General features: G+C 43.7%; 24 protein-coding genes. 11 read left to right on the top strand and 13 right to left on the bottom strand.

Annotated elements, in window-relative coordinates:
* The first annotated feature begins 59 nt into the window (after positions 1-59).
* Positions 60-389 (top strand): arsenate reductase family protein, encoded by a 330-nt coding sequence (locus AB4Z08_RS34490; RefSeq protein ID WP_441578333.1) that lies wholly within the window; start codon positions 60-62, stop codon positions 387-389.
* 180 nt (positions 390-569) lie between these two features.
* On the opposite strand, the gene AB4Z08_RS34485 is transcribed toward AB4Z08_RS34490, so the two are convergent.
* Positions 570-1,664, bottom strand: a complete 1,095-nt coding sequence (locus tag AB4Z08_RS34485) for a glycosyltransferase (protein ID WP_441578332.1) — start codon at positions 1,662-1,664, stop codon at positions 570-572.
* A 381-nt stretch (positions 1,665-2,045) separates the two neighbouring features.
* Here AB4Z08_RS34485 and AB4Z08_RS34480 point away from each other — a divergent pair, with 381 nt between their 5' ends.
* A complete protein-coding gene (locus tag AB4Z08_RS34480; RefSeq protein ID WP_089764628.1) occupies positions 2,046-2,294 on the top strand; it encodes a hypothetical protein in 249 nt (82 codons plus the stop codon).
* A gap of 118 nt (positions 2,295-2,412) precedes the next feature.
* Complete coding sequence (locus AB4Z08_RS34475; RefSeq protein ID WP_441578331.1) at positions 2,413-3,552, top strand: formimidoylglutamase; 1,140 nt, start codon at positions 2,413-2,415, stop codon at positions 3,550-3,552.
* Between the two features lie 64 nt (positions 3,553-3,616).
* On the opposite strand, the gene AB4Z08_RS34470 is transcribed toward AB4Z08_RS34475, so the two are convergent.
* The 7 genes from AB4Z08_RS34470 to AB4Z08_RS34440 form a co-directional block, all read right to left on the bottom strand.
* The gene (locus AB4Z08_RS34470; protein ID WP_441578330.1) at positions 3,617-4,018 is read right to left on the bottom strand and encodes a lysozyme inhibitor LprI family protein; all 402 of its coding nucleotides are present in this window, start codon (positions 4,016-4,018) and stop codon (positions 3,617-3,619) included.
* Between the two features lie 55 nt (positions 4,019-4,073).
* Positions 4,074-4,475: a lysozyme inhibitor LprI family protein gene (locus AB4Z08_RS34465; RefSeq protein ID WP_441578329.1), complete on the bottom strand. Its 402-nt coding sequence runs from the start codon at positions 4,473-4,475 to the stop codon at positions 4,074-4,076.
* Between the two features lie 4 nt (positions 4,476-4,479).
* On the bottom strand, positions 4,480-5,283 hold the full coding sequence (locus AB4Z08_RS34460; protein ID WP_441578328.1) for a class I SAM-dependent methyltransferase: 804 nt from the start codon (positions 5,281-5,283) through the stop codon (positions 4,480-4,482).
* A 297-nt stretch (positions 5,284-5,580) separates the two neighbouring features.
* A complete protein-coding gene (locus AB4Z08_RS34455) occupies positions 5,581-6,861 on the bottom strand; it encodes a M16 family metallopeptidase (RefSeq protein WP_441578327.1) in 1,281 nt (426 codons plus the stop codon).
* A 44-nt stretch (positions 6,862-6,905) separates the two neighbouring features.
* A complete protein-coding gene (locus tag AB4Z08_RS34450) occupies positions 6,906-8,144 on the bottom strand; it encodes a M16 family metallopeptidase (RefSeq protein ID WP_441578326.1) in 1,239 nt (412 codons plus the stop codon).
* Positions 8,145-8,300: 156 nt separating this feature from the next.
* Complete coding sequence (locus AB4Z08_RS34445; RefSeq protein ID WP_441578325.1) at positions 8,301-9,173, bottom strand: aspartyl protease family protein; 873 nt, start codon at positions 9,171-9,173, stop codon at positions 8,301-8,303.
* 61 nt (positions 9,174-9,234) lie between these two features.
* Positions 9,235-10,467 (bottom strand): aspartyl protease family protein, encoded by a 1,233-nt coding sequence (locus AB4Z08_RS34440; RefSeq protein WP_441578324.1) that lies wholly within the window; start codon positions 10,465-10,467, stop codon positions 9,235-9,237.
* A 136-nt stretch (positions 10,468-10,603) separates the two neighbouring features.
* Between AB4Z08_RS34440 and mqnC the strand changes: the two genes are divergently transcribed.
* The 3 genes from mqnC (at position 10,604) to AB4Z08_RS34425 (ending at position 13,215) form a co-directional block, all read left to right on the top strand.
* Positions 10,604-11,728 carry a cyclic dehypoxanthinyl futalosine synthase gene (gene mqnC / locus AB4Z08_RS34435; RefSeq protein WP_441578323.1) on the top strand — a complete coding sequence of 375 codons (1,125 nt, stop codon included), beginning with the start codon at positions 10,604-10,606 and terminating at the stop codon, positions 11,726-11,728.
* Positions 11,729-11,910: 182 nt separating this feature from the next.
* Positions 11,911-12,534, top strand: a complete 624-nt coding sequence (locus AB4Z08_RS34430) for a hypothetical protein (protein ID WP_441578322.1) — start codon at positions 11,911-11,913, stop codon at positions 12,532-12,534.
* A 138-nt stretch (positions 12,535-12,672) separates the two neighbouring features.
* Positions 12,673-13,215, top strand: a complete 543-nt coding sequence (locus tag AB4Z08_RS34425) for a GNAT family N-acetyltransferase (RefSeq protein WP_441578321.1) — start codon at positions 12,673-12,675, stop codon at positions 13,213-13,215.
* Here the strand turns inward: AB4Z08_RS34425 and AB4Z08_RS34420 are convergent.
* Positions 13,212-14,666, bottom strand: a complete 1,455-nt coding sequence (locus AB4Z08_RS34420; RefSeq protein ID WP_441578320.1) for an amino acid permease — start codon at positions 14,664-14,666, stop codon at positions 13,212-13,214. The two genes, AB4Z08_RS34425 and AB4Z08_RS34420, sit on opposite strands and share 4 nt — an antisense overlap.
* Positions 14,667-14,723: 57 nt before the next feature.
* A complete protein-coding gene (locus AB4Z08_RS34415; protein WP_441578319.1) occupies positions 14,724-15,590 on the bottom strand; it encodes a hydroxypyruvate isomerase family protein in 867 nt (288 codons plus the stop codon).
* Positions 15,591-15,831: 241 nt separating this feature from the next.
* On the opposite strand from AB4Z08_RS34415, the gene AB4Z08_RS34410 reads away from it, so the two are divergent.
* A complete protein-coding gene (locus AB4Z08_RS34410; protein WP_441578318.1) occupies positions 15,832-16,116 on the top strand; it encodes a hypothetical protein in 285 nt (94 codons plus the stop codon).
* Positions 16,117-16,241: 125 nt separating this feature from the next.
* Here AB4Z08_RS34410 and AB4Z08_RS34405 read toward each other — a convergent pair whose 3' ends face one another.
* Positions 16,242-19,130, bottom strand: coding sequence for an outer membrane beta-barrel protein (locus AB4Z08_RS34405; RefSeq protein ID WP_441578317.1), 2,889 nt, complete (start codon positions 19,128-19,130; stop codon positions 16,242-16,244).
* 42 nt (positions 19,131-19,172) lie between these two features.
* The gene (locus AB4Z08_RS34400; RefSeq protein ID WP_441578316.1) at positions 19,173-19,982 is read right to left on the bottom strand and encodes a GLPGLI family protein; all 810 of its coding nucleotides are present in this window, start codon (positions 19,980-19,982) and stop codon (positions 19,173-19,175) included.
* 194 nt (positions 19,983-20,176) lie between these two features.
* Here AB4Z08_RS34400 and AB4Z08_RS34395 point away from each other — a divergent pair, with 194 nt between their 5' ends.
* Positions 20,177-21,619, top strand: coding sequence for a sensor histidine kinase (locus AB4Z08_RS34395; protein ID WP_441578315.1), 1,443 nt, complete (start codon positions 20,177-20,179; stop codon positions 21,617-21,619).
* A gap of 21 nt (positions 21,620-21,640) precedes the next feature.
* Complete coding sequence (locus AB4Z08_RS34390; protein ID WP_441578314.1) at positions 21,641-22,327, top strand: response regulator transcription factor; 687 nt, start codon at positions 21,641-21,643, stop codon at positions 22,325-22,327.
* Here the strand turns inward: AB4Z08_RS34390 and AB4Z08_RS34385 are convergent.
* Positions 22,324-23,166 (bottom strand): sensor histidine kinase, encoded by an 843-nt coding sequence (locus AB4Z08_RS34385; RefSeq protein ID WP_441578313.1) that lies wholly within the window; start codon positions 23,164-23,166, stop codon positions 22,324-22,326. The genes AB4Z08_RS34390 and AB4Z08_RS34385 overlap by 4 nt on opposite strands.
* A gap of 100 nt (positions 23,167-23,266) precedes the next feature.
* On the opposite strand from AB4Z08_RS34385, the gene pheS reads away from it, so the two are divergent.
* Together pheS and AB4Z08_RS34375 are read left to right on the top strand one after the other, a co-directional pair.
* Complete coding sequence (gene pheS, locus AB4Z08_RS34380) at positions 23,267-24,295, top strand: phenylalanine--tRNA ligase subunit alpha (RefSeq protein WP_441578312.1); 1,029 nt, start codon at positions 23,267-23,269, stop codon at positions 24,293-24,295.
* 135 nt (positions 24,296-24,430) lie between these two features.
* Entirely contained in the window at positions 24,431-25,282 is an 852-nt protein-coding gene (locus tag AB4Z08_RS34375; protein WP_441578311.1) for a 3-hydroxyacyl-CoA dehydrogenase family protein, read from the top strand.
* Positions 25,283-25,309 lie beyond the last annotated feature (27 nt).

The raw sequence follows: 25,309 nt of genomic DNA, 5'->3' as shown, positions 1-25,309 counted from the left end.
AAGATAGTACCACAATATACGGTGAGGGTGTAACTTTAGTGCTGAAAAAAAAGTAAGGAATGAATAAAATTTATCATCTGTCTACCTGCAGCACCTGTAAAAAAATACTTGAAGAAACCAATGCAAAAGAGCGTGGGTTTATTTTACAGGATATCAAGAAAGAAAAAATTACGCCGGAACAACTGGATGAAATGCATGCCTTGTCAGGTAGCTATGAGTCGCTGTTTAGCCGCAGATCCCAGCAGTACAGGCCTATGGGATTACATGAAAAAGATTTAAAGGAATCTGACTACCGGGACCTTATTCTACAGGAGTATTCTTTTCTGAAACGTCCGGTGGCCATCGTTGGTAATAAAATCTATACCGGTGCGGAGGTGAAAAATATTTAGCCAGGGGTTGAATTCATTGAATTTCGGGGGATGGGAATTTTTTAAGGTCCAGCAGAGGGTAACGAATTTTGAATTTGCATTACAGCATGGTGATGCTGAAGTAAACAATGAATTATCCATGTGACAAATCACCGGAGGCTGTCTGTTTTAACGCAGACAGCCTCCTTTAGTGAAGAAAGGTTACAGGGATTGTACAAATTGTTGTACTGCCTGCCGGTACTGGTTCATATCCTGTTCATGATGAAATGATCGGAATGGAAAGCGGGATGCTTCTTCCAATGCAGTTTTCAAATTGAATTGTTCTTGTGGAAGAGAATAAAAATATCCTTTTTCCATCAGGTATTCGCCCAGGTATACCTGTTCTGATTGGCCAGGTGTAGGGATAAGTATGGCTTTTTTATTCAATTTTGCCAGGTCCATCAGGGTAGTATAGCCGGAACGGCTTAACACCATGTCAGAAGCCAGCATGGCATCATTTAGTTCGCTGGCATTCAGGTGATTAATCTGTGTAACGCCGGGAGCCACCTGTTCATTCTGCGGTGTACCAGGCTTACCACTTACGATTAGTGCAGTGATTTGCAAGGACTTAATCTGATCCAGGATTAGTTTTTCCAGATTGGACCGTTGTGGTTCTGGTCCGGAAATCAATACCAGCAGATCATATTTTTTTTCCACATTGGGTTTGGGCTCAAACCGGCTCAGGCAACCAATATAGGTAGTATGTGGCGGTAACTTGCCGGGGTGAGCCAATTCGCCTGAAAGATTATTATCGCCGGCAAAATCAGGGATCCAGCAGGCGCCATATTTGTTAATAAAACTATAATTTATCTTTTGCAGGGTCCGCTCTATCCAACCTCCAAAAGGTGTTTTTATCAGCAGCTGATGTGTGATGAAAACAGTGGGTATTTTTTTATGGTATAAGCCAAAACGGTTGTCCGAAATAACTGCATTTATTTGATACTCAGCTACTATCTTCTTCAGCCATTGTTGCTCGTACTTTATGGAGCGGTATATTTTGGGGATTTGCTGAATAATTTTCAACCCAAAAAATTCCCCTTTTTGTGCATATTTAATGCGATAACCAGGTAGTGGAAATATGGTCAATTGCGGGAATTCCTGCTGCAATAAAGCGGCATGCTTTCCTTCGGCGGCAATAAAAACCTGACAACCTGCGTTTAGCATTTCATGGATCAAGGGAATATCCCGGGTGGCGTGGCCAAGGCCCCAGTCGAGGGGAATTACAAGAATTTTTCGGTCGGTTCGGATTGTGGACAAATAATTTAATATTTTTTACGAATTTAGCTTAAATTACAAATGGGCATTGTTAAGAAAAGGTAAACTCTTTTAGACAGGTTTTTAAATAATAGCTAAGTATATTAAACTGTAGTATGAAAAGTATAAAATGGATTGTAGTCATTTTTCTATGTGGAAGTTTAGCAATGGAGGGTTGTAAGGTTTTTAAGAAAAACGATTGCGGTTGTCCTACCATGAATAAAAAACGAATGCACTGATAACGATCTGTTTGACAACTAACGAACTGACAACTAACGAAGACTTTGACAACAGCTGACAACTAACAATTTTTACCTTATCTTTTTGGATTATCCTTGATACCTGGCCAAACAATATTTCGGGGAACAGTCAAATTTTTTATTCATGAAACCTGTAGATAGAGATTTATTAATCTTGCTACATGAAGATAGGTACACGGAACAGCAGATACAATCTGCGGTGAGACAAATCAGCGAAATGCTTTCGTTGATTGAGACGATGGATTATCTCTGTGCAGTTATGGAAGTTATGGATTGTAACAAGAGTCGTATTACCAGCAAACGATCTGTGCTGGAAAAAGCAATTTCACGTAAGTCGCATAAGCCTTTCGAATTTATTATTCACAAGAACTAGTAGCTTTATCTCTACAAAATTCCCGTTATAGTAGTTTTGACCCGCTGCCTTATCTGTCCGATTTGCTTTTTTTTAAATTCTTGTTGTAAGTTCGCCATCAATTAAATCTAATTTACTGATGGCAGATTTTTCGCACCTGCAGGATTTTCTACATCCTGTTTCTAAGGCATTTCTCAACGATGACGAGGAATATGATCCATTCCAGGTTGGCGGTATGATTGATGTGTACGAAGACGATCACCAGCCGGACATCGATGCCGCTGATATTATTTTGTTGGGTGTAGGAGAAGAACGAGGAAGTGTATCCGGCAAAACAAATACAGGTGGGCCTGATGCCATTCGCCGTGAATTTTTCCGATTGTACAACTGGCACCGTGATATTAAACTGGCAGATGTGGGCAACCTGCTGTCAGGCGCTTTTCTTGCAGATGCGTATGCTGCAATGAAAACAGTTGTAGCAGAATTATTAGCAGCTAATAAAACAGTGATTATTTTGGGAGGGTCACATGACCTCACCTATCCGCAATATAAGGCCTATGCTTCCCAGCAACTAATTATTGAGGCCACCGTAGCAGATGCGTTGATTGATCTTAAAGAAGACTCAAATGTGCGCAGTGAACGGTTTTTAATGGACATACTTACAGAACAACCCAATTACCTCCGGCATTACAATCATCTTGGTTTTCAAAGTTATTTCGTACATCCGCGGATGTTAGAAACGCTGGATAAATTACGCTTCGATTGTTTTAGGCTCGGACGTATTCGTGAGAATATGGAAGAAGCTGAACCAGTATTGCGGCATTCCGATTTATTCAGTCTGGATATTAACATCATCCGGCATACTGATGCACCAGCCAACCAGCTTTCTCCTAATGGATTTAGTGGTGAAGAAGCCTGCTCGCTGGCAAGATATGCGGGCATGAGCAGCCGCCTCTCCTCTTTTGGTATTTATGGGTATCGCCCGGAAAAAGATAAAGAACAACTCACCGCCCGGCAAATAGCTCAAATGCTATGGTATTTTATGGACGGACGAGCAGTAAAAAATAAGGAAGCCTTGCTGGATGACCGGGATGCTTTCTGGGAATTTCATATAGCCTTCTCTGATATAGAAACTGTTTTTCTGAAAAGCAAAAAAACCGGTCGCTGGTGGATGCAGTTACCCGATAGGGAATTTGTTCCCTGCGCGTACAATGACTATCTCATGGCGAGTAATAACGAGATGCCGGAACGGTGGTTACGTCATCAGGAAAGACTGTAGGTAATCCCCGGTAGTAGCTGCTTTTATTATTTGGATATGCTACCATATCCAAATAATAAAAGCACTAAATATTAAGTAGTGTTCTTAATCGTGCTTTTAGAAAGGCGGCTTTATTGTCCGTTGATATCATGTCATCGTCCAGGCCTTCCATGGTGCGTTTATGCATCTTCTCCACCCGCTCATCTATCTTCTTAAAATACTCTTCTTTTTTTTCTTCCCAGGCCCCTTGTTCTGCCTGTAGTTGTTGTTGCCGGCCCGGTGTGAGGCTGGAATAGAGGTGTTGTAAAGTGTGATTCAGTAAGCTATCCAGTTGCTTATAGTAAGTAACTGCACAGTTATACATGTGCTGGTTATTACCAAGACATTGCTGGTAGCGGGTTTCAAGTGTGTCCAGCGCTGATTGTTGTTTTTGTGAATACGCTTTGGTGCACAGAAAAACCAATAGGAATAGGACTAGGTTTCGCATAGGTACTGTGTGAACAGCAAATATACGAAAATAACATTCTGAAAAATGTTAATATTTAATTAGCTTGTTTATCACCGATTGATCCGGTACAGACATCGCCCTGGGGAAGTCCATTCAGCCATACCCGGAGCGCTTCGGTGCGTTGATGGGTCAATTCGGACAGGTAATTGGCTTTGCACATAGGAAATACACTACCATAACTTTTTGACGAAGCAGGGTACATGGCTTTCACCTGCGCATCGCGGAATTGTATCCAGATACGCTGCGCATCTTTCAGGTTTTGAATAAATGCTTTATTGGGCGCATAATCTTTCAGAATCAGCTGATAGATTTCATTCAGCTTTTTATCAGCATCCTTATATTCCTGTGCTGCCTGTTTATTCAGTTCTGACTGTGACTGTGAAAATGCAGCCATACCTCCTGTCATCAGTAAAAGAAAAATAAAAAGAGATTTCATGTAATTAAGGTTTGAAGAATTTAAATGAATATACCATTGGTAGTTTTCCTTCCATTCCCTTGATATAAAAGCGACCTTCTTTCTCAACGGTGTTATTAAAACAGTTATAGGGAGAATAATCAAACTCCTGGAACACTTGTAGCTGCAAGCCTTGCCCGGTTAATGCGGTGATGATTTCACTCAATGGATGATTCCAGGAATAGGACTTGTTTTGAATGTTGCTGCTACGGTCTGTATAAGTGCCTTCCGTTTCTTCTATAATAGTTTCTGTATTGAAGTAATCGTATGTGATGGCTTTAAACTGATCATCCAGCATCCAGAGTACCGGATGAAAATCTGCCATAATAAAATAGCCCCCTGGCTTTAGAAAATGATTAACCACCGCGGCCCATTTATCCAGGTCCGGTAGCCAGCCAATAGTGCCATAAGACGTAAATACACGATCAAATGTACCGGTTAAATGTGCCGGGGCACTATAGAGATCACAACAGATAAAACGTGCGCTGTTTTCCAGTTGTAATTGCATCGTAAATTCATTGGCCTGATGTATCGCTGCATCCGACAGATCAACGCCGGTGACCTTCGCTCCCATTCTGGCCAGCGATAAGGTGTCCTGTCCAAAATGACATTGCAGATGCAGGATATCCTGTTGCGTTACATCTCCCAGCAAAGCCAGCTCTATTGCCTTCAGCGATGTTTTACCGCTAAGGAAGCCAGGTACGTCATAGAAGTCAGATGTAACATGAACGGCCGTACGTTTATTCCATAGCTCTTTGTTCGTTGAAATATAGTCTGCTGAAATTTCCATAAATGCTGATTTATATGAAAAGATACTCTTCATTTTTCATTTGTACCTTGAAAGTTACTTTTGTTTCAGCGCATTGGATACCTTCAAAATGGTATCCAGCCTATTGTTTTCCAGTTTGGATATCTGGGTTTTCTGCATCCCCCAGAAACAGGTCTTTTACTTCATCAAAAGGAGGGGGATTTAGAGGCTTCTTTTTCATTTGCCGTTGTCGTTTACATGTATGACATAGGTTACCCAAAAATAAAAACGTTTCCATTAATGGAAACGTTTTTAAATTCTTCTCAGGATGACTATATCTTATATTACTACTAATTCATAGAAATCACCAGGTGTAAAGTATTGTTTAGCCAAATGTTGTAATTCCTCGGCGGTAATTGTTTTGATTGTTTGAATATTATTATAGAAATAATTTTCATCCAGGTCATTCAGTATCAGGTTTTTCCAACGCTGAATTAACTGGAAAGCGCCATCCAGGTCGCCCAGAATGGATCCTATCATGTAGTTACGCACGAGATCCAGCTCTTCTTTTGGAACCGGTTCTTCCTGCAGGCGTACCAATTCTTTATATACTTCGCCGATGGTCGCTTCACAAACATCCCGTCCTGCTTCTGTTTGTATATTCAGTGCGCTGGTTTGACGGAAGTTGTACAACTGGGAATAGATGCCATAAGTATATCCTTTTTCTTCCCGGATATTGCTCATCAACCGGGAGCCAAAGTAGCCACCGAATATGGTGTTTAATACCAGCATCTTTGGAAAATCAGGATGGTAGCGGTTGGGGAAATGACGAGCAATACGTACCGCGCCCTGTACGCCGTTTTCATCATTGAAAATCCTGAACTTTTTTTCTTCAGCAGGCTGAATAGGCAGGTCCAGCTTTACCAGGTGTGCCTCTCCATTCCATGGTGTGCTGCCGAAATATTTGTTTAGCAAAGCAATCATGTTGGCGGGCTGATTGCCGGCTACAAAGATCTTGCAGTTGTTATAAGTATAATGCTTTTTATAAAACGCTTTCAGTCCTTCTGTTTGCAGGGCATCATAAGCCATCATGGTGCTTACGCGGCCATATGGATGAAAGTCACCAAACAGGTATTTATCAATAAAACGGTTGCCTACGAAATCGCATTTAAGCAGGTTCACCGCCAGTTTTTGTTTCTGGTTCTGCTTGTACAGACTTAACTCTTCTTCCGGAAATATCGGATCAAGAATTACTTCCTGTAATATGGGTAGCAGTACTTCTGTGTGTTTCGTCAGGCAGTGCAGGGTGTAGGTTGCGTTTTCATGGTAGGCGTTACGATTCAGATAAGCGCCATGATAATCTACACTTTCATTTATTTCCTGTGCGGTGTGTGTGCTGGTACCATTCTTCATCAGGAAGTTGGTAGCAGCGGCTTCCAGGCTTTCGCTTTCATACCAGCTGCCTGCCGGAAATACCAATTCCAGTTGTAATGTTTCCTGTTCATCGGATTTCATTACGTACACGGGGATACCATTGTCCAGTTTGAACTGTTCATATGGTTTCAGCTTTATATCAAAATCCACCGCATCTTTAATGGGAGGGGCTATCGTTCTGTTCATCGGGTCTTATTTAAACTGTAATGGGCTGTAAACAAGCCACAGATTTAGTTTGCAGCGTAATAGTAAATAGTGTTGGAATTCTTTTCATCAAGTAACAGTTTTGCTTCTTCATGTAATTCTGCCGCCGTTACTACTTCGTAATTTTCAAATTCGTGGTTCATTCCTTCGGCATCGCCAAGCAGTTCATAAAAAGCCAGGTTGTTGGCGCGGTTCAGTAAACTCATATCTTCAAAAGCCAGTAAGCTTTCTACGCGGTTTTTTACTTTTTGCAGCTCTCTTTCTGAAATCACTTCGTTTTGTAATTTCTCGAGTTCCTGTTGTATGGCTTTTTCAGCGTCTTTCATCTTTACGCCTTTTACCAGTTTACCTTCAATGGTGAGTAAGCCGGCATCGAGGCTTCCAAAATGATAACACTCAATGTTGCTGAATAGTTTTTTTTCTTTTACCAGTACCTGGTGCAAACGGGAGGAACTTCCTCCGCCCAGAATATCGGAAATAAGATCTGCCGCATAGTAACGCTTGTCGGTGCGTGCATACATATGATAGCATTTGTATAACGCATCCAGTGGCACATTGGCTTTTACTTCCAGTTTATGGGCAGCTGTCTGTGGCGGTTCAACCGGCAGGTGGCGTTGGTATTTTTCTCCGGAAGGAATATCTCCAAACCATTTCTCCGCCAGTGCTTTCACCTGTTCAACGGTAACATTACCGCCAACGGCAAGGATCGCATTGACCGGCCGGTAATACTTAAAGAAAAATGCTTTCACATCTTCCAGTTTAGCATTTTCTATGTGAGATAATTCCTTGCCTATGGTCATCCAGCGATAAGGATGCGTACTGTAGGACAGTTCGCGCATTTTATGCCATACATCGCCATAGGGCTTGTTGATGTAATGTTCCTTAAATTCTTCTGATACTACTTTACGTTGCACATCCAGGCTCTTTTCATCAAAGGCCAGGGAGAGCATACGGTCGCTTTCCAGCCAGAAGCCTGTTTCAATATTTTCTGCAGGCAACTGAATATAGTAGTTGGTCAGATCACTGGTAGTATAGGCGTTATTCTCTCCTCCAGCCATTTGCAGGGGCTCATCATAAGAGGGAATATTGATGGAGCCGCCAAACATCAGGTGTTCAAATAAGTGGGCAAACCCCGTTTGTGCAGGGTCTTCATCCCTTGCGCCTACATCATACAGTACATTTATGACCGCCATAGGCGTGGTGTGGTCTTCGTGAACAATTACTCTCAGTCCGTTTGCCAGCGTAAACTTATTATAATGGATCATATCTTTTTATTGGTCAATATGGTAAAAATAGGGAATTACGGGTAGCTTTTGACAGCTTTTAGGGTTTAGCTGTTCGCTTTTAGCAAAAAATTGGGAATGGTATCCTGGGATGGTCTGTTGCATCTGACTAAAAGGTAACGGCTAAACGTTAGCAATTTACTCCAGGTAAAGTTCTTTCCGGTCGTAATTAATGGTAAGTGTAAAGTCCTTCCAGATATCGTAACCAATGGAGCCGGCTACTTCGGTAAATACGCCGAGGTCGTCAATATCTTTGCTATAACTGACGGGTACATTTTTAATGCTGTGGCCGCCCAATTCCAGTGAGGGAACCGAACTATTGATATAGTATAATACTTTGACCATATCCTGTACCCTGTCGGTATTAACAGTAGGCAGCAGGGTATTGAGTTTGTTTTTGTCTACATAAGGCCAGTTGAAAAGGATGCCATAGTCGCCACCGGTAGTAATGTGGTAGTGGCCGGGCAGCCGGCTGCCATTGGGTAGTTGTATAGAAGCGTCTATTACGGGGGTGGTAAAATTAAGTTGAAAATGCAGCAAGCGGCCCGCGTTACCAATAGGGGTTTTCCCTGCTTTGTATAATACCAGTTGTTGTTTACGGTAATCAATTTTCACAATATAGGTTTTCATCAACGCTACGCCTATGATGCCGTCTACAGGGCCCAGATCATCCAGGTTTTCCAGGTAGGCCTTTACATAAGGAAGGCGTTGTTCCTGCAGATACAATACATTAAGGGTGGTTACTGCCGTTTGCACCATTGCGTTATTGGTGCCACTCATATAGGCTTCTGCGGAACTTTTGAGCCGTAATCTGGCTGCGGTGGTGGTATGTAGCACCGTTACTTCAGCTCCACTGTCAAAAATAAAATGCAGGGTATCCGTACTGCCGGAAATCAGCACAGGAATGATCACATGTTTATCCACCAGTTGGAAAGGGATAACTGCTACCGGCTTTTTATTTTCGTTTGCATCTGCAGATGGTGTGCTTTTACGCTGTGCGTAGGCAGACATAAGGGCATTGCAAGAAAACACGGTTACTATCCATATAAAACGCCACATGACACAAATAACGTCAAAGTATGCTTTTTATTGGCAACTTTTTGATAAGGAGGTCTTTGTCCCGGCTGATCAGGCAAATGGCCCGGGTACCTATGTTTTTTAAGATTTCCCTGAATAGCTGCAGGTTTGGGCCGAGGTTATTGTTGATGGCCATAATAATATCACCTTTCCTGAAGCCCGCTTTTTCTGCTGGTGAGCCTTTGATAATATCGGTTACTTCTACCCTGCCGTTGATCAGATAAATGATCAAACCTGTGTAGGAGTAGTCAAACATATCACGGAAATGCGAGTTGGGCACCATGTATATTTCCTTCTTGCCGTAGTTGAGCGTGATATTAAAGCGTCTCAGCAAATCGTTGCCTATCATACCTCCTAGAAAAGGATAGGCGGTAACGTTAGTCCTATCATCGAAGATGTAAGTGGGCACGTTCCGGAAGCTGTAGTTGCCGATGCGGAATTCATTGATGGTGGTGAGAGACATTGCCATCTTACCTCCCAGCCCCTGGGCTTCTGTTTGAATCATTCTTTTGCTACGACGCCTTTTGCCCTGCAGTACACTACTGTCGTTTACAAACTGAGTAGAGAGCAATAAACACATACCTGCGCCGGTATCAAAATAATAACGGTTGTTGATGGTTTTCAGACCGGTTTTTAATGGAGCGGATATCAGCGGTATTTGTGTGAGCGACGGTTTCAGGAGTTGTCCACCTTTTGGGTAAGTATATTTTCCTTTGGAATAGATGAGGATTTCTTCTGTATCGTAATCTATGGTGACGATATACCTGCTCAGTAAACTGAATCCCATGATACCATCTACCTGTATACCGTATACCTGGCTGATAAGTTCATAATCGTTGATATGGAAGTCAAGACTATCTACTGTGAGTCCGGGCAATTTCAGGGAATGATTGCGGGCAAATGATACGGGTTTGGAACTGCCCAGTCCTTTGATGATCCGGTCTGAAGGTTCCATTTTGATACCCAGCCTCATACAGGTGGCGGTGTCAAGGGAAATGCCAGCACTGCCTGTATCCAGGATAAATTGCAGGGTATCCGGATAATTACTGACTAATGCCTGAACGACAACTACCCCTCCATAGTATTGTTTGAAGTGGAAACGGGTGATGAGCATGGCTTCGCGAGTACTATCGTTGTAGGACGTGGTATTTCCGGCTAGTGCTCTGGTTGATGTGCCGGCGGTGGCTGCCAGGAGCAGCATAACGTGTAACAGAATTGGTCTAAGCATACTGGGGGATGCAGGGATGTATATGAATCTAAATTTAACATTAAAAAGTGTTCGTATAAAATATATTTATTACGGGCGGTTATTTACCTAAATACTACCTTTGCCTAAGTTTATTCCCGGTTAGAAATATTAGCAAATGGAACTTCAGGATTTATATAAAAAGGCGCAGGATTTCGGATTTCTGACAGCAGCAGAGGGTGTTTATCTGTTTGAAAACGCACCACTGGCGGAACTGATGGAGATAGCCAACGAGTTAAGAAAGCAACAGGTGCCGCATGGTAAGGTAACCTGGCAGATAGACAGAAACGTGAACACCACCAATGTGTGCACAGCCAACTGTAAGTTCTGTAACTTTTATCGTATTCCAGGCCACAAAGAGGCTTATATCACGCCTATAGAAGAGTATAAGAAGAAGATTGAGGAAACCCTGAAGTATGGCGGAGATCAGCTGCTGTTGCAGGGAGGCCACCATCCGGAGCTGGGACTCAGCTTCTATGTGAATCTCTTTAAAGAACTGAAACAGTTATATCCGGAATTAAGATTACATACCCTCGGGCCCCCCGAAGTAGCTCATATCACCAAGCTGGAAAAAAGCACACACATTGAAGTATTGCGTGCTTTACAGGAAGCTGGTATGGACAGCCTTCCCGGCGCCGGTGCTGAAATACTGAACGATCGCGTACGCCGTTTGATCTCCAAAGGCAAATGCGGTGCACAGGAATGGCTGGATGTAATGCGTGCTGCTCATAAGCTGAATATCGCTTCATCTGCCACCATGATGTTCGGCCACGTAGAAACAGTGCTGGAACGCTTTGAACACCTGGTGGATATCCGGCAGGTACAGAGCGAAAAACCGGAAGGACACTACGGTTTCACCGCCTTTATACCATGGACATTCCAGGATGTAGATACGTTGCTGGCAAAAATCCGTGGTGTGCATAATATGACTACTGCAGAGGAGTATATCCGTATGATTGCGATGAGCCGTATCATGCTGCCGAATGTTAAGAACATTCAGGCATCCTGGTTGACGGTTGGTAAGCAGGTAGCGCAACTTTGTTTGCATGCCGGTGCCAACGACTTTGGGTCTATTATGATCGAAGAAAACGTGGTAAGTGCTGCCGGTGCACCACATCGCTTTACTTACCTGTCTATGCAGGAAGCGATCCGCGAAGCTGGATTTGAACCACAGTTACGCACACAACTCTACAAATTCAGGGAAGTCCCTGCTGCCATCGAAGAGCAGGTTATAAATTACTAGAAGCTGTCATTAATTACAAAAGGGCATTCCGGTTTCCGGGATGCCCTTTTTATTGTGTATAAACCACTCATTAGCAAATTATTAACAAGTGACAAAGAATTGTTAAAACTGTCTTGTAGATGTTACAAAATGCTCCCTTCTACGTCTAACAGATACAAATTAATCAAACTAAAGGAGGGAATATGAAAAAGCTGGGTCTTATCATGGCAGGATTTGCAATCATAGCCATGGCAGCCTGTACAAGCACCAAAGTAACGTCTTCCTGGCGTTCTAATGATGCACAGCAGCTGCAGAAGGAAAACAAAATAATGGTGATGGCACTGGTACCTCAGAGAGATCGTACGTTGCGCAGCCAAATGGAAAACTATACAGTAGCGGAACTTAAAAGAAAAGGATATAATGCCGTGTCGGCACTACAGACCTACGGACCTCAGGAGTTTGGCAAGATGACGGAAAAACAGGTATTGAAGCAATTACAGGGTAGCGATGTAAATCAGGTGATGACCATTGTAATGCTGGATAAAGGCAGAGAAAGAAACTTTGTTCCTAACTATCAGCCCTACGGCTATTATGGATTCTGGCCTTATTACTCTATGTGGTCTTCCAGAATGTATGCGCCCGGATATTATACCTACAACACTAAATATCAGTGGGAAGGTAATCTGTATGATCTGAAGAGTGGACAAATGTTATACTCTGTGCAGTCACAGTCTTTTGATCCGCCAACAACAGAAAGAATGGCTGTTTTATATGCTCAGCAAGTGGTGAAGGATATGGCCAGACAGCAGTTATTGGCAAAACAATAAACAGGAATAGCATTTAGTATTTGGCCGTTAGTTCTTAGATTGCTCTACAAGCAGACTAAGAGCTAACGGCCAAATACTAAATGCTGGTTGGATTTTACGTTAAATCGGTGTAAGTTTAACGCCCCTTTAAATCCAGCTATGTTCGAAATTACTGTCAATGAAAATATATACCTGCGACAACTGCAACTGCAGGATGCCCCACTGGTATATAAACAACTGGATGTGTCGCGGAAAAGTCTGCGTAAGTTTTTACCCTGGGTAGATTATAATACCAACGAAGAACATTCCCTCCGTTTTATACAATTAATGCTCCGCAAGGCCGAAGAACAAGAGGCTGTTGCTTTGGGCGTATGGTATCAGCAACAGTTTTGTGGCGTTATTGATTTGCATGGCTGGGATCATCAGTTACAGAAAGCTGAAATAGGCTACTGGATAGGTGAGTCGTTTCAGCGTAAAGGCATTGCTACCGCTGCTTGTAAAGGACTGATTTCTTTTGCCTTTAAAAAACTGCACCTGAACAAAATAGAAATCCGTTTCGTGTTACAAAATGAACGGAGCGGGCAAATCCCCATTAAGCTGGGGTTTGCCCGGGAAGGTACCTTGCGCCATAGCGCCAAACTGCATGGGCAGTATGTGGATATGGTGGTAATGGGTATTCTGCGGCAGGACTGGAAGTTCTAGTCCTGCAGGGATTTCCGCACCTTACTGTGTTTTTTACCGTAAAATTGATAGATCAGCATTCCTATTGCCATCCATATAATGAGGCGTAGCCAGGTATCCCAGGGCAGAAACGCCATCATTACCGTACAGGTGAGGATGCCCATGATGGGTACAAAAGGAACCCAGGGTGTTTTGAATGCACGCGGTGCATCAGGCATGGAACGACGCATCATCCATACCCCCGCGCATACGATTACAAAAGCCAGCAGGGTGCCTATGCTGGTCATCTCCCCTACTACCCTTATCGGTACCAGCGCCGCAAACAAACTTACAAACACACAAAAGAGGATATTGCTTTTCCAGGGAGTGCGATAACGGGGATGTACATCTGAAAATATTTTCGGTAACAATCCATCTTTCGACATAGAATAAAATACCCTTGACTGTCCCCATAAATCCACCAGGATGACGGAGGTATAACCAACGATAATGGCCAGAATAATCATTTGCCCCAGCCATTTGAACGGCGTATGTGCAATGGCGATAGCCACAGGTGCCGCACTGTTTTTAAACTCCTGGTAGGGCGCTAAACCCGTTAGCACGTGCGCAAAAAGAATGAAGAGCACCGTACACACCCCCAGTGAACCCAAAATACCGATAGGCATATTTCGCCGGGGATTTTTGGTTTCCTGTGCAGCCGTACTTACAATATCGAAGCCCAGGTACACGAAGAAAATGACGCCTGCGCCTCTTAGGATACCAGAAACGCCATATTCTCCGAAGTTCCCGGTGTTTTTAGGAATATATGGGGTGAGATTGGCTGGCTGTATATATTTCCAGCCTAGAATGATGAAAACGAGAACTACCCCTACTTTCAGGGATACTACCACTGCATTCCACAGGGCAGAGCCTTTGGTGCCGCGTATTAAAATGAGAGACATCAATATCACCACCAGCGCAGCCGGCAGGTTAAAATAGCCGTGTGTGGTTACGCCATTGGCCAGGGTAACGGTTTCAAAAGGAGAATGTATAAATTGTGCAGGGACATAAACTTTATACCTGGCCAGGAATTCTACCAGGTAGTTAGACCAGCTGATGGCTACTGTGGCGGCGCCTACGGAAAACTCCAGCACCAGGTCCCAGCCTATAATCCACGCCAGTTGCTCTCCCATAGTGGTATAAGCGTACGTGTATGCACTGCCGGCCACTGGTATCATGGAGGCAAATTCGGCGTAGCAAAGGCCCGCAAAAGCGCAACCTACACCCGCAACGATAAAGGAAAGTGTAATGGCCGGTCCGGCGTTATTACCGGCTGCAGGTCCTGTCAGGGAAAATAATCCTGCTCCGATAATAACACCCAAACCCAGCATTAGCAGCTGGAAGCCGTTCAACGTACGTTTCAGCGTATGTTTACTTTCATCAGCCGACTCGTTGAGCAGCCATGATAAAGGCTTTTTGTAATATTGTTTCATTAGTATACCCTACTGTTTTGGTGGACTAGTGTGCGAAAGTAGGATATATTTATGAATTTAAGCGATATCACAAATTCCGATCGCCTGTGTGAGAGAGGCAATCTGATCTTTGTGTGCTGGAATGAACTCCTGCGCCACATGACCTTTGAAACCGGTTTCGTAGATCGCCTTCATAATAGCCGGGTAAAACAGCTCCTGGGTTTCATCTATTTCATGACGACCCGGAACGCCACCAGTATGGTAATGTGCTATATATTCATGGTGATCACGGATGTTGCGGATTACATCTCCCTCCATAATCTGCATATGGTAGATATCATATAACAGCTTGAAATTAGGAGAACCCAATGATTTACAGAGTGCTACACCCCAGGCAGTATGATCGCACTGGTAGTCGTGGTGATCTACTTTACTGTTCAGCAGCTCCATTACCAGGGTTACTTTTTTCTTTTCTGCATAGCCAATGATCCGCTGCAATCCTTTGGTACAGTTGTCAATGCCTTCCTGATCGCTCATCCCGTTACGGTTGCCCGAAAAGCAGATTAAGTTGGAGAAGCCGGCTTTGGCGGTTTCGTCTATATAATGTTTGAAATATTCTTCCAGTTTATCGTGGTGCGCTACGGTATTAAACCCTTTGGTAATGCCCCAGTCAGGACCGTTACTGGCTACCATGGCGGTGATCATGTCATTCTTCTTCAGTATGGAGAAGTCTTTCGGATCTACCAGATCAATAGAATGGATGCCGATATTTTTAGCGGCTTTGCACAAATCATCCAGTGGAATATTATAACACCACGCACATACGGAGTGGTTAATTTTGCCTTTTAAAGGCTGGTCTACTGCGTTTTCATGTGCAGATACCCGGTTAGTGAGCGATGATAGCGCGGTGGATGCCAAGGCCATGGTGGCTACTTTTTTTATCATATCGCGGCGTGAGTTTTCCTGGTGCATAAAAAGGTTTGCTTTAAATGGAGATCAATGTAGTTGAAATTATCGTTACTTACAAGCCCCTGCTACGTTTTGGGATGAAAAAAGACGTGGAAATACGGATTTTATTTTTCGCGTAGAACTATCTGCTGTCCTACTACGTTTATATGTTAAATTGCAGGTAGTATTTAAAATTTGGTAAGTAATTTGTTTAAGTACAGAAAAAGCGGAGGTTGATATGGATAAAAAATATACTCCCAGTTTATGGATCTGCATCCTGATGGACGTTTTAGGGTGCGCCAGTTATGCGGTACCGGTTTTAGGAGAAGTCAGCGACTTTATCTGGGCCCCCATTTCTGCCATTATTTTCTACCGCATGTTTGGCGGTACACTTGGCACCTTTGGTAGTGTTTTTAACTTTATGGAGGAATTATTTCCCGGAACAGATTTCATCCCCACCTTTACACTTTCCTGGGTGTTGAAACGAGTGCTGGCTGGTAGAAGAAGAACGGTATCTATTTAAATAGCCGAAAGCAAAAAGGCGAAAGCAAAAAGCTATTGAAGCGAAGGATCAGAGAGGAATTACTATCTGCATTGGTCTTTCGCTTCAATAGCTTTTTGCTTTCGCCTTTTTGCTTTCGGCGTTGTTTAAAATCCTCTGCCCTGACGGAATCCCCCGCCTCCACCGCCCCGGCCTCCGGGGAAGCCCATACGGTTACCTCTGTCTCCGCCTTTGGTGTTACCTCCAAATTTGTTCAGGAAGTAGGTGAAACTCACCATGAAATATTGCTGCAGCACATTGCTTTGTGTATCCTGAATATAGTTATCAGCTACCGAACGGGTTACACTGATATATTGTCTCAGCAAATCAAAGCCCTGTACCTTAATCATACCTTGTTTTTTAGGGAATACATACTTTGAGATATTGGCATTCCACATAGTAGAAGTCAGATTATATCCTACGGGTCTGCCGCGGTTCAGCGTGCAAGTGATATCACTGCCTATCATAAAGCCTTTAGGCAGGTTAATGTTAAAGTCTGTATTGATGTTGTAATCCAGGTAACGGGTATCTTTCTGATTATCATTTGCTGCCTGCGTATAGTGGACAGCGTTATAGTTGATACTGCCGCCCAGCGATACATCCAGCAGCTCCTTGTACATATAATTCACATTGGCAGACTGAGATAACTGCAACGTTCCGGTGTAACTGGTGGTATTATTTACCATAATAACATCCCTGCTGTAACCGATAGTGGTACCGGTATTCAGGTTTTGTCCGGGTGTTTTAGATAATGGAATAGAGTTGTGCACCATACCACGGACACTAAAAAATCCATTTACGTTAACAGGTTTCACGGTTTGCTTACCAGTCGTATTATCCAATGTGGTGGCATTGATGATTTTATTCATCGAGTACGACCCATTCAGGGAGGCAAACATACCACGGAAAGTGATATTGTTAAACTGGTTGAAATTGATGTTCAGGTTATTGTTGAATGAAGGCTTAAGGTCTGGATTACCCAGCTGTATGTACAACTGATTGCTGTTGTCCGGCACGGGTGCCAGCTGCTGTACAGTAGGCTGTTGCGTGCTTCCGTTATAGTTGATGCGTAACCGTTTGCTTTTCGAAAACATATAGTTAAAAGAGGCCTGCGGTGCAAAATTAACTGTACGTTGCTGAATGAGGGTGTCTTTCCCTGTGAGGAAGGAATGGGTGGTATTATCCAGGTTGTTGAACAATACATTCAATCCGAATGAGTAATCGTATTTCAGTTTGTTGGTCCGGACGGATAGCCCTGCCTGCTGGTTCAATGTGCTGTTGGTGAAAACGTTGCTCAGTGAGTCATTCATAGAGGTGTATTCATCTTTTCCTGCGTCATAATCATACGTGTACTTGGTGCTGGTGCTATTGTATTTGGTGATACCATAGTTCGCTTCAAGGTAACGGTCTCTCCCTATAGGCTCTGTATACGTGAGGTTGACACTTTCATTACGACTATCGGTATTGATCTGGTTACGCTGATTAAAAGCATTCACACTATCCTTATCGAAGAAGTAAAAACTGGACTTCACATAGTTTTGCTGATCGTTATTACTATTGCTGTAATTGAAGTTTGCACTCAGTGACCGGCCTTGCTTTTTAAACCGTTTACGGAATAACAGGGACCCACCAACGTTGGTATTATTACCCTGCCCATCGTTTACTGTAACACCTTTATTGATCGAGTCCCTGGCTGTGTTCAGCGACACATTATTGGTAATACTATAGCTGTTGCCGTTAGTGAGGGAATAAGTGGGTGTAAAGATCAGGGAATGCAATGAATCGATCGTATATTCTATACGGGCGGAAATGCGGTTGTTACTGTTATCTGTTTGTGATACGGAATTGGAATTGTCGTAGGTGGTATTTGACTTACCGGCCTTGTCTGTGGAGAACGTTTGTCTTTCCTGTTTTTGTTCTACATCCGTTTTGGTATCATTAAAAAAGTAGCTACCGTTTACGATCAGTTTTTTACTGAAGTCCTGGTTAAAGTTCAAACCGGTGTTCCAGTTGCGGGTGATACCGGAATTGTTACCACCGCCTCCGAAGCTTTGTGCCATGCCGCGCATGCCTCCGCCTCCTCCACCACGGCCACCACCTCTTCCTCCACCGGCAGAACTGAAGCTCATCTGATCCTGCTGTGTATAACCCATGTTGTTCACATTGTTCCCTCCACCTAACAACGACATCTGTTGATTTTCGCGGAAGCGGTTTAAGCTAAGAGAAACACCGTAGCGGTCATCTGTTCCATACCCTGCTGTGGCGCGGCCAAACATCCCTTTTTTCTTATCTTTTTTGATGGTGATATTGATTGTTTTTTCTGTTTGTCCGTCATCGATCCCGGTAAATTGTGCCTGATCAGATTTCTTATCTATCAGCTGTACTTTATCAATGATGTTTGCAGGAAGGTTTTTGGTAGCCAGTTTCGGGTCATTGCCGAAAAAAGGTTTACCATCTACCAATACTTTTGTAACGGTTTCACCTTGTGCGGTGATAGCGCCATCTTTGTCCACTGTAACGCCGGGTAACTTTTTAAGAAGGTCTTCAACTACTGCATTCTCGCGGGTTTTGAAGGCATCCGCATTAAATTCAAGGGTATCTTTTTTCACTACAATCGGCGGCTTTTCATCCACGATTTCAACGGTGTTAAGATTTACGCCTTTATGTCCCATAGCGATGTTGCCGAGGGAAATATCTCTGTGGTCGGGAGTTATCTGTACTTGTTTGTTGAGCGGTTTGTAGCCCAGGAAGCTTACATAGAGGCGGTAGGCGCCATCTGCCACACTGGTCAGTTCAAAATTGCCCTTGGTATCCGTCATGGTTGTGCTGGCAACGCTGGAGTCTTTTGCGTTTAGCAGTACCACTGTGGCAGCCGGCATCGCCTCCCTGCTGCTGGAGTCAGTCAATTGGCCTTTAATCTTTCCTTGTTGCGACTGGGCCTGGGCATATGATATGCCCAAACCCAGTATCAGCAAGAGTTGTATAAGTTTCTTCATAAATGAAATTAACAGGAAAGGGGAAAGTTAGGATGAAATTCACTATTGTTGTTGCCGCTTACGTAATTTATCCATTTCCTGTTTCCTGATTTCTCTCATTTGATCCTGCGTTATTTTTTCAGCGCCGGCAGGAAGGCTCAGATCTGCATCTGTTATGGCTTTCAGGGTTACATTTTTTGCAACGAAAGAACGGTTACTGCCTTCTGCCGACAGTACTACTGCATTGTTTTCGGGTAACAAGCCATTGAGAGGAGAAAAGCTGAACGGCAATTCTGTGGTATACCAAACAGTATAAGTGTCGTCTTTCAGCTGTATGGTGGCCTTTTTGCAGTTGTATCCGGCTATTTTTTTAGTCTTGTCAGATGACTTGGTATTAGCGGTAATGATGAAATCCTCTTCTGTGTAATAAGTTTTCTTATCATCGCCAAAAGTGCTGAATACCTGTTCATATTTTTTGTTGGCCAGATCTACGTATTGGGCGTTGTTACCACGCCCAATACCGCCACCCATGCCCGGCCTGCGTCCGTTACGGTTGCTGGTATCGCCTTGTGGACGCTGTCTTCTGCCTGCACTGGTGTCCCCATCGGCGCGTTGTCTTCTGCCGCCACCAAAGTCAGGACGTTCTGTAGTGATTTTACCAATGTTGTTACTAAAAGTAAAGGTTTGTTTGAAGGTGATGACATCCGGTATAGCCGGCGCATCATCGCCACCGCGCTGGAAACCGCGCATACGCTCCGGATCTGTTTTAGCAGTGACTTCATATTCAATAGTACCTGATTGCTGTGCAAATGCCGGGCTGGTAGCAGAAAGCAGCGTGGCAGCCGCAATGAATAAACGGATAGTTCGGTTCATACCTGGTTGTTTTTGTTATCACAAAAATGCTCTTTCGCTTTCATTTTTTGGGTTAAAAAGCTTTATTTACTGTTATTTACTGTTAAGGACTATCTGTAAGCGTTAATCTTCCTTATTTACTGTTAATTACTGTTAAGAGATTAGCCGGTATTAAACCGGGAATGGATAGTTTTGTAGGGATCTTAAAATGCTTCATGAGACAAAGAATCAGAAATATCCTCATCCTCATGTCTGTCTGTATACTGGGTATATTTCTATTCCAGGGCTACTGGCTGTACAATTCTTACAGGTTAAGAGAGGAACAATTCAGCAAAGAAATTAATGAATCGCTCCGTATGGCGGTTTTCAATAAACAGTTTTCTGATGTACGCCGCTATATCAAATATTTCGGGAAGGACAAAGATTCATTGAACCGCCCAATGAGAGGGCTCGCTGACCAGCTGGAAGAAATTGGCATGCCTAAAGGGAAACGATTCAGGGGACAAAGAGACTTTGACCGTTATCCTGCTCCACCTCCACCAGAAGCCCTTCATAGTGATTCCCCCTCAAAAGTTTACGTGGATACTTTGGCCAGACAGATCTCTGAAATCCTCATTACCAACAACTTACACAATGATAGCACTAACCTTGTAAAGCTGGATTCCGTTTTTAAGGTAGAACTGGCGAGCCGCCAAATTGCCACACCTTACGAAATGGATACATTTCATCTTAACTATAGCGGCTTTGAAAGAGAAAGTTTCAGAGACAGTATCCGCCGCCGTGAGCCCCGGCAAACGGCCAAGATCCCCTTTAACCCGGCCAGCAGTCTTTTTGTACAGGCCAGCTTCGATTCTCCCCTGCAGTTTATCCTGCAGAAAATGATCTGGACCCTGCTGAGTTCATTGGTGCTACTGGTGCTGACTACCCTCTGCTTTGTTTATATGCTGAGAACAATCCTCAAACAAAAAAGGTTATCAGAGGTGAAGAATGATTTTATCAACAACATGACACATGAGCTGAAAACGCCCATTGCTACTGTGTCTGCTGCAGTGGAAGCATTGCAGAATTTCAATGCACTGAACGATCAGCGCAAAACACAAACCTATCTCGACATTTCTAAGAATGAATTGCAGCGCTTATCCGACCTGGTAGAAAAAGTATTGCACATTGCAGCCGAAGAAAAAGAAGATATTGAGTTGTTCCGCGAAGAAACAGACCTGAATGAAGTCATCGATAATATACTGTCCAATCATCAGCTGAAAGCAGGAAAACAGTTGCAGCTACGCTACGACAATAACCTGGCTGGTAAAATGGTGTACGTGGATAAAACACATTTATCCAATGCTATCAATAACCTGGTAGATAATGCTATCAAATATTCGGGCGAAGTGGTACAGTTATATATACAAACCAGCCTGGAAAATGGTATCTTAAAGATCCGGGTGAAAGACAATGGTATTGGTATCCCGAAGGTGTACCAGGGAAGTATCTTTGATAAGTTTTTCCGGGTACCTACAGGCAATCTGCACAATGTGAAAGGCTTTGGTTTGGGTTTAAGTTATGTGCAAAAGATTGTGGAAATGCATGGTGGTACTATACATGTGCAGAGTGAGCCGGATAAAGGCAGCGAATTTACTATTATCATCCCTTCAGCGTAGCAACAATAAATAAAAGACGTTATGGCAAAAGTATTATTAATAGAAGATGAAGTACAGCTGGGACAGATTGTAAAAGACAGTCTTGAAATGCGGGGTTTTGAAATGTTGTATGCGGCCGATGGCAAGGAAGGGTTACGTTTATATCAGCAGGAGCATCCGGATGTGGTGGTGCTGGATATTATGATGCCTAATATGGACGGGTTTACTGTTACGGCAGAAATCCGCAAGCAGGATAAATTTACGCCGATCATCTTCCTGACGGCCAAATCGCAGACAGCAGATGTGGTGAAGGGCTTTGAACTGGGGGGCAATGACTATCTGAAGAAGCCTTTCAGTATGGATGAACTGATTGTACGCATTACCGCCTTATTGAAACGTTTCGGCGACAATCCCGGCACCCGTGAAATGGAAGAAGGCGCCGTATCTATTGGGCAGTATGTGTTTAATTATACCAAGCAAACCCTTGCCCGTAATAATACCATTGAGTTCCTGTCTCACCGCGAAGCAGCTATTTTACAACGGTTATACAACAACAAAAATGAGGTAATGGAGCGGAAGTCGGTATTGCTGGATTTATGGGGAGATGATAATTTTTTTAATGCCCGCAGCATGGACGTTTTTATCACAAAGCTCCGCCGGTACCTGAAGGATGATTCCAGGGTACAGATTGTGAATATCCGCGGGGTGGGTTATAAATTGATTTTTTAGCGGGCGGTGCTCATATTGGGGTCTACTTCAAAAGTGATGTATACACGGGTCCCCTGTACCGTGTTCTCTTCTCCCGGGAGATCCGTAATTTCAATATTAAACTGGGTATGGTACATGGATCTGTAAAGGGAGGCTCTCTCCATACATATTTCCATGCCCCGGGAGTGATGGTTATTCGTCTTCAGGCCATCATGATGATATTGCAGGGCTTGTACGCGGCCAATACCGTTGTCGGTTACTTCACAGGCGTAAAGATTAGTTTGTAGCTGCATCCAGTGAATATGTAGCCGCCGGTCTTTTTCCTTATGCATCAGTCCGTGCCAGATGGCGTTTTCCACAAAGGGTTGTACCAGCATACAGGGTACAGGTAATGCAGCAGGAGAAATTTGGGGATCTGTGATGAGCGTATATTCAAATCCGTTATTGGTGCGTAGCTGTTCCAGTTTCAGGTATAGTTCAAGCATATCAGATTCTTCCTGTAAAGAGATAAAGTTTTTATCTGCCAGCATTAATACTTTCCTCAGCAACATGGCAAATCCGGATATATATTCCTGTGCCAGGGCCGTTTCTCCGGTCATAAGGGCGGTATAAATACCATTCAGGCAATTGAATAGGAAATGCGGATTTACCTGTGACTTCAGGGAGAGCAGCTTTAGTTCCGACAATTGTTTACGGAGCAGCAGGAGTTCTTTTTCCTGTTGGTTGGTATGGCGCACCATAACGGCTTCACTGCCTTTGAGGACAAGGTAACGGGATCTGTAATGGAGGAAAAGGAGTAAGAAAATGATAGATACAGCCGTAACAAGTGACAGCAGTGTTGTGTGTATAGTTGTAGGCATACCCCTTCAGATTTGCTAATGAAAATATACGTTATTTCCGGGAAATAAGCTATGGGTTTATGCCGGTAGATTTACTTCTAATCGCTTATCTTTGTTGTTTATGGAACAGTTAGTACAGCAAATAGCAGCCTACAAAGAAGAAATAGCGGCTTTTACGCCTGCCGGCGCAGCGGATCTGGAACAGTACCGCATAAAATTCCTGGGTACAAAAGGTATCGTGAAAGCTCTTTTCGGGGAGATGAAGCAGGTGCCGAATGACCGTAAGAAAGAATTTGGGCAGATATTAAACGAATTTAAACAACTCGCGGAGTCCCGTTATGAGCAGTTCAGTGATCTGAAAGATGCTTCCGGCGCAGATACCGGCGATATTGATTATACCTTGCCGGCGGCGCCACACCGGCTGGGCACCCGTCATCCTATCAGTCTGGTGCGGAATAAAATTATCCGCATATTTGAGCGTCTGGGCTTCAGCATTGCCGAAGGTCCTGAAATTGAAGATGACTGGCACAACTTTACTGCATTGAATTTACCGGAAAACCACCCGGCCCGCGATATGCAGGATACCTTTTTTATCAGCAAAAACCCTGACTGGTTGCTGCGTACCCAAACTTCCTCTGCCCAGGTAAGGGTGATGGAAGCAGGCAAACTGCCTATCCGCATTATCAGCCCGGGAAGAGTATACCGTAATGAAACTATTTCAGCCCGTGCACACTGCTTCTTCCACCAGGTAGAGGGATTGTATATAGACGAAAATGTTTCTTTCGCGGATCTTAAACAAACGCTTTATCACTTCGTGAAAGAGATGTTTGGTGAAAACACGGGCATTCGTTTCCGCCCCTCCTACTTCCCTTTCACAGAGCCCAGCGCTGAAATGGACATCGTATGTTTCATTTGTGGCGGTACCGGTTGCCCTGTATGTAAACAAACCGGCTGGGTAGAAATACTGGGTTGTGGAATGGTACATCCGAAAGTGTTGGCTAATTGCGGCATTGATCCGGAAAAATATACCGGGTTCGCTTTTGGTATGGGAATAGAACGTATTACCATGCTGAAATATCAGATTAAAGATTTACGCCTGTTTTCCGAGAACGATACCCGTTTCCTGGAACAGTTTGAAGGTGCTATATAGAAATTACGAATGATGAATTACGAATGACGGATTTGTGAGGAGATAGAATAGGATGAATATAGCCTTTACCATCTTCTCACAAATCCGTCATTCGTAATTCATCATTCGTAATTCATCATTCTAATTCTTTTCCCAGTGATTCAATCTATTGCCGTATGCGGCGCAGGTACCATGGGTGCCGGAATAGCACAGATAGCAGCCTATAGCGGATTTAATACATTGTTGTTCGATATACAACAGGAAGGTCTGGATAGGGCGAAAGCACAAATTGAGAAGAGTTTAACAGTAGCGGTAGAAAAGGGTAAACTGGCTGCTGAAGAAAAAGAACTTATCCTGCAGCGTATCCGTTTTACCGCTGAAATTGAAGACTGTATAGCTGATGTGATTCTTGAAGCTATAGTAGAAAAAGTTGCCGCCAAAACAGCCCTGTTTAATCAACTGGCAGCTATCAACGCTCCGGATACCATCTTTGCTACCAATACTTCTTCCCTTTCTGTTTCTGACATAGCGGCGGCAGTAATAGGTCATTCTACCAGGGTGGTGGGAATGCATTTTTTTAATCCGGCACACCTGATGAAGCTGGTGGAAGTGGTGAGTGGTAAAGATACCGCTCCTGAAGTGGCAGACACTGTGTATGCGCTGGCGCAGAAGATGGGTAAGGTGCCGGTAAGGGTGAAGGATTCCCCGGGATTTATTGTCAACAGAGTGGCCAGGCACTATTACCTGGAAGCCATGCATGTGGCAGCACAAGGACAGGCCGATTTCAGTACCATTGACCAGCTGCTGGAAAGCGCCGGTTTTAAAATGGGGCCTTTTGCCTTAATGGACCTGATAGGTAATGATGTGAATCTGGCAGTAACGCAGTCGCTATATGATGCATTTGCCCAGGCGCCCCGTTTTAAACCGAATGCATTACAGGAGCAAAGGGTAAAAGACGGTAAGCTGGGACGCAAAACGGGATTGGGTTTTTACAGGTACGAACAATAGTTTTAGTTATTTTTGGTCCTCTTATAG

Origin of the sequence: Chitinophaga sp. RAB17, from assembly GCF_052114225.1 — a bacterium.
GTDB lineage: Bacteria > Bacteroidota > Bacteroidia > Chitinophagales > Chitinophagaceae > Chitinophaga.
This window is presented reverse-complemented; position numbering and strand designations above follow the sequence as displayed.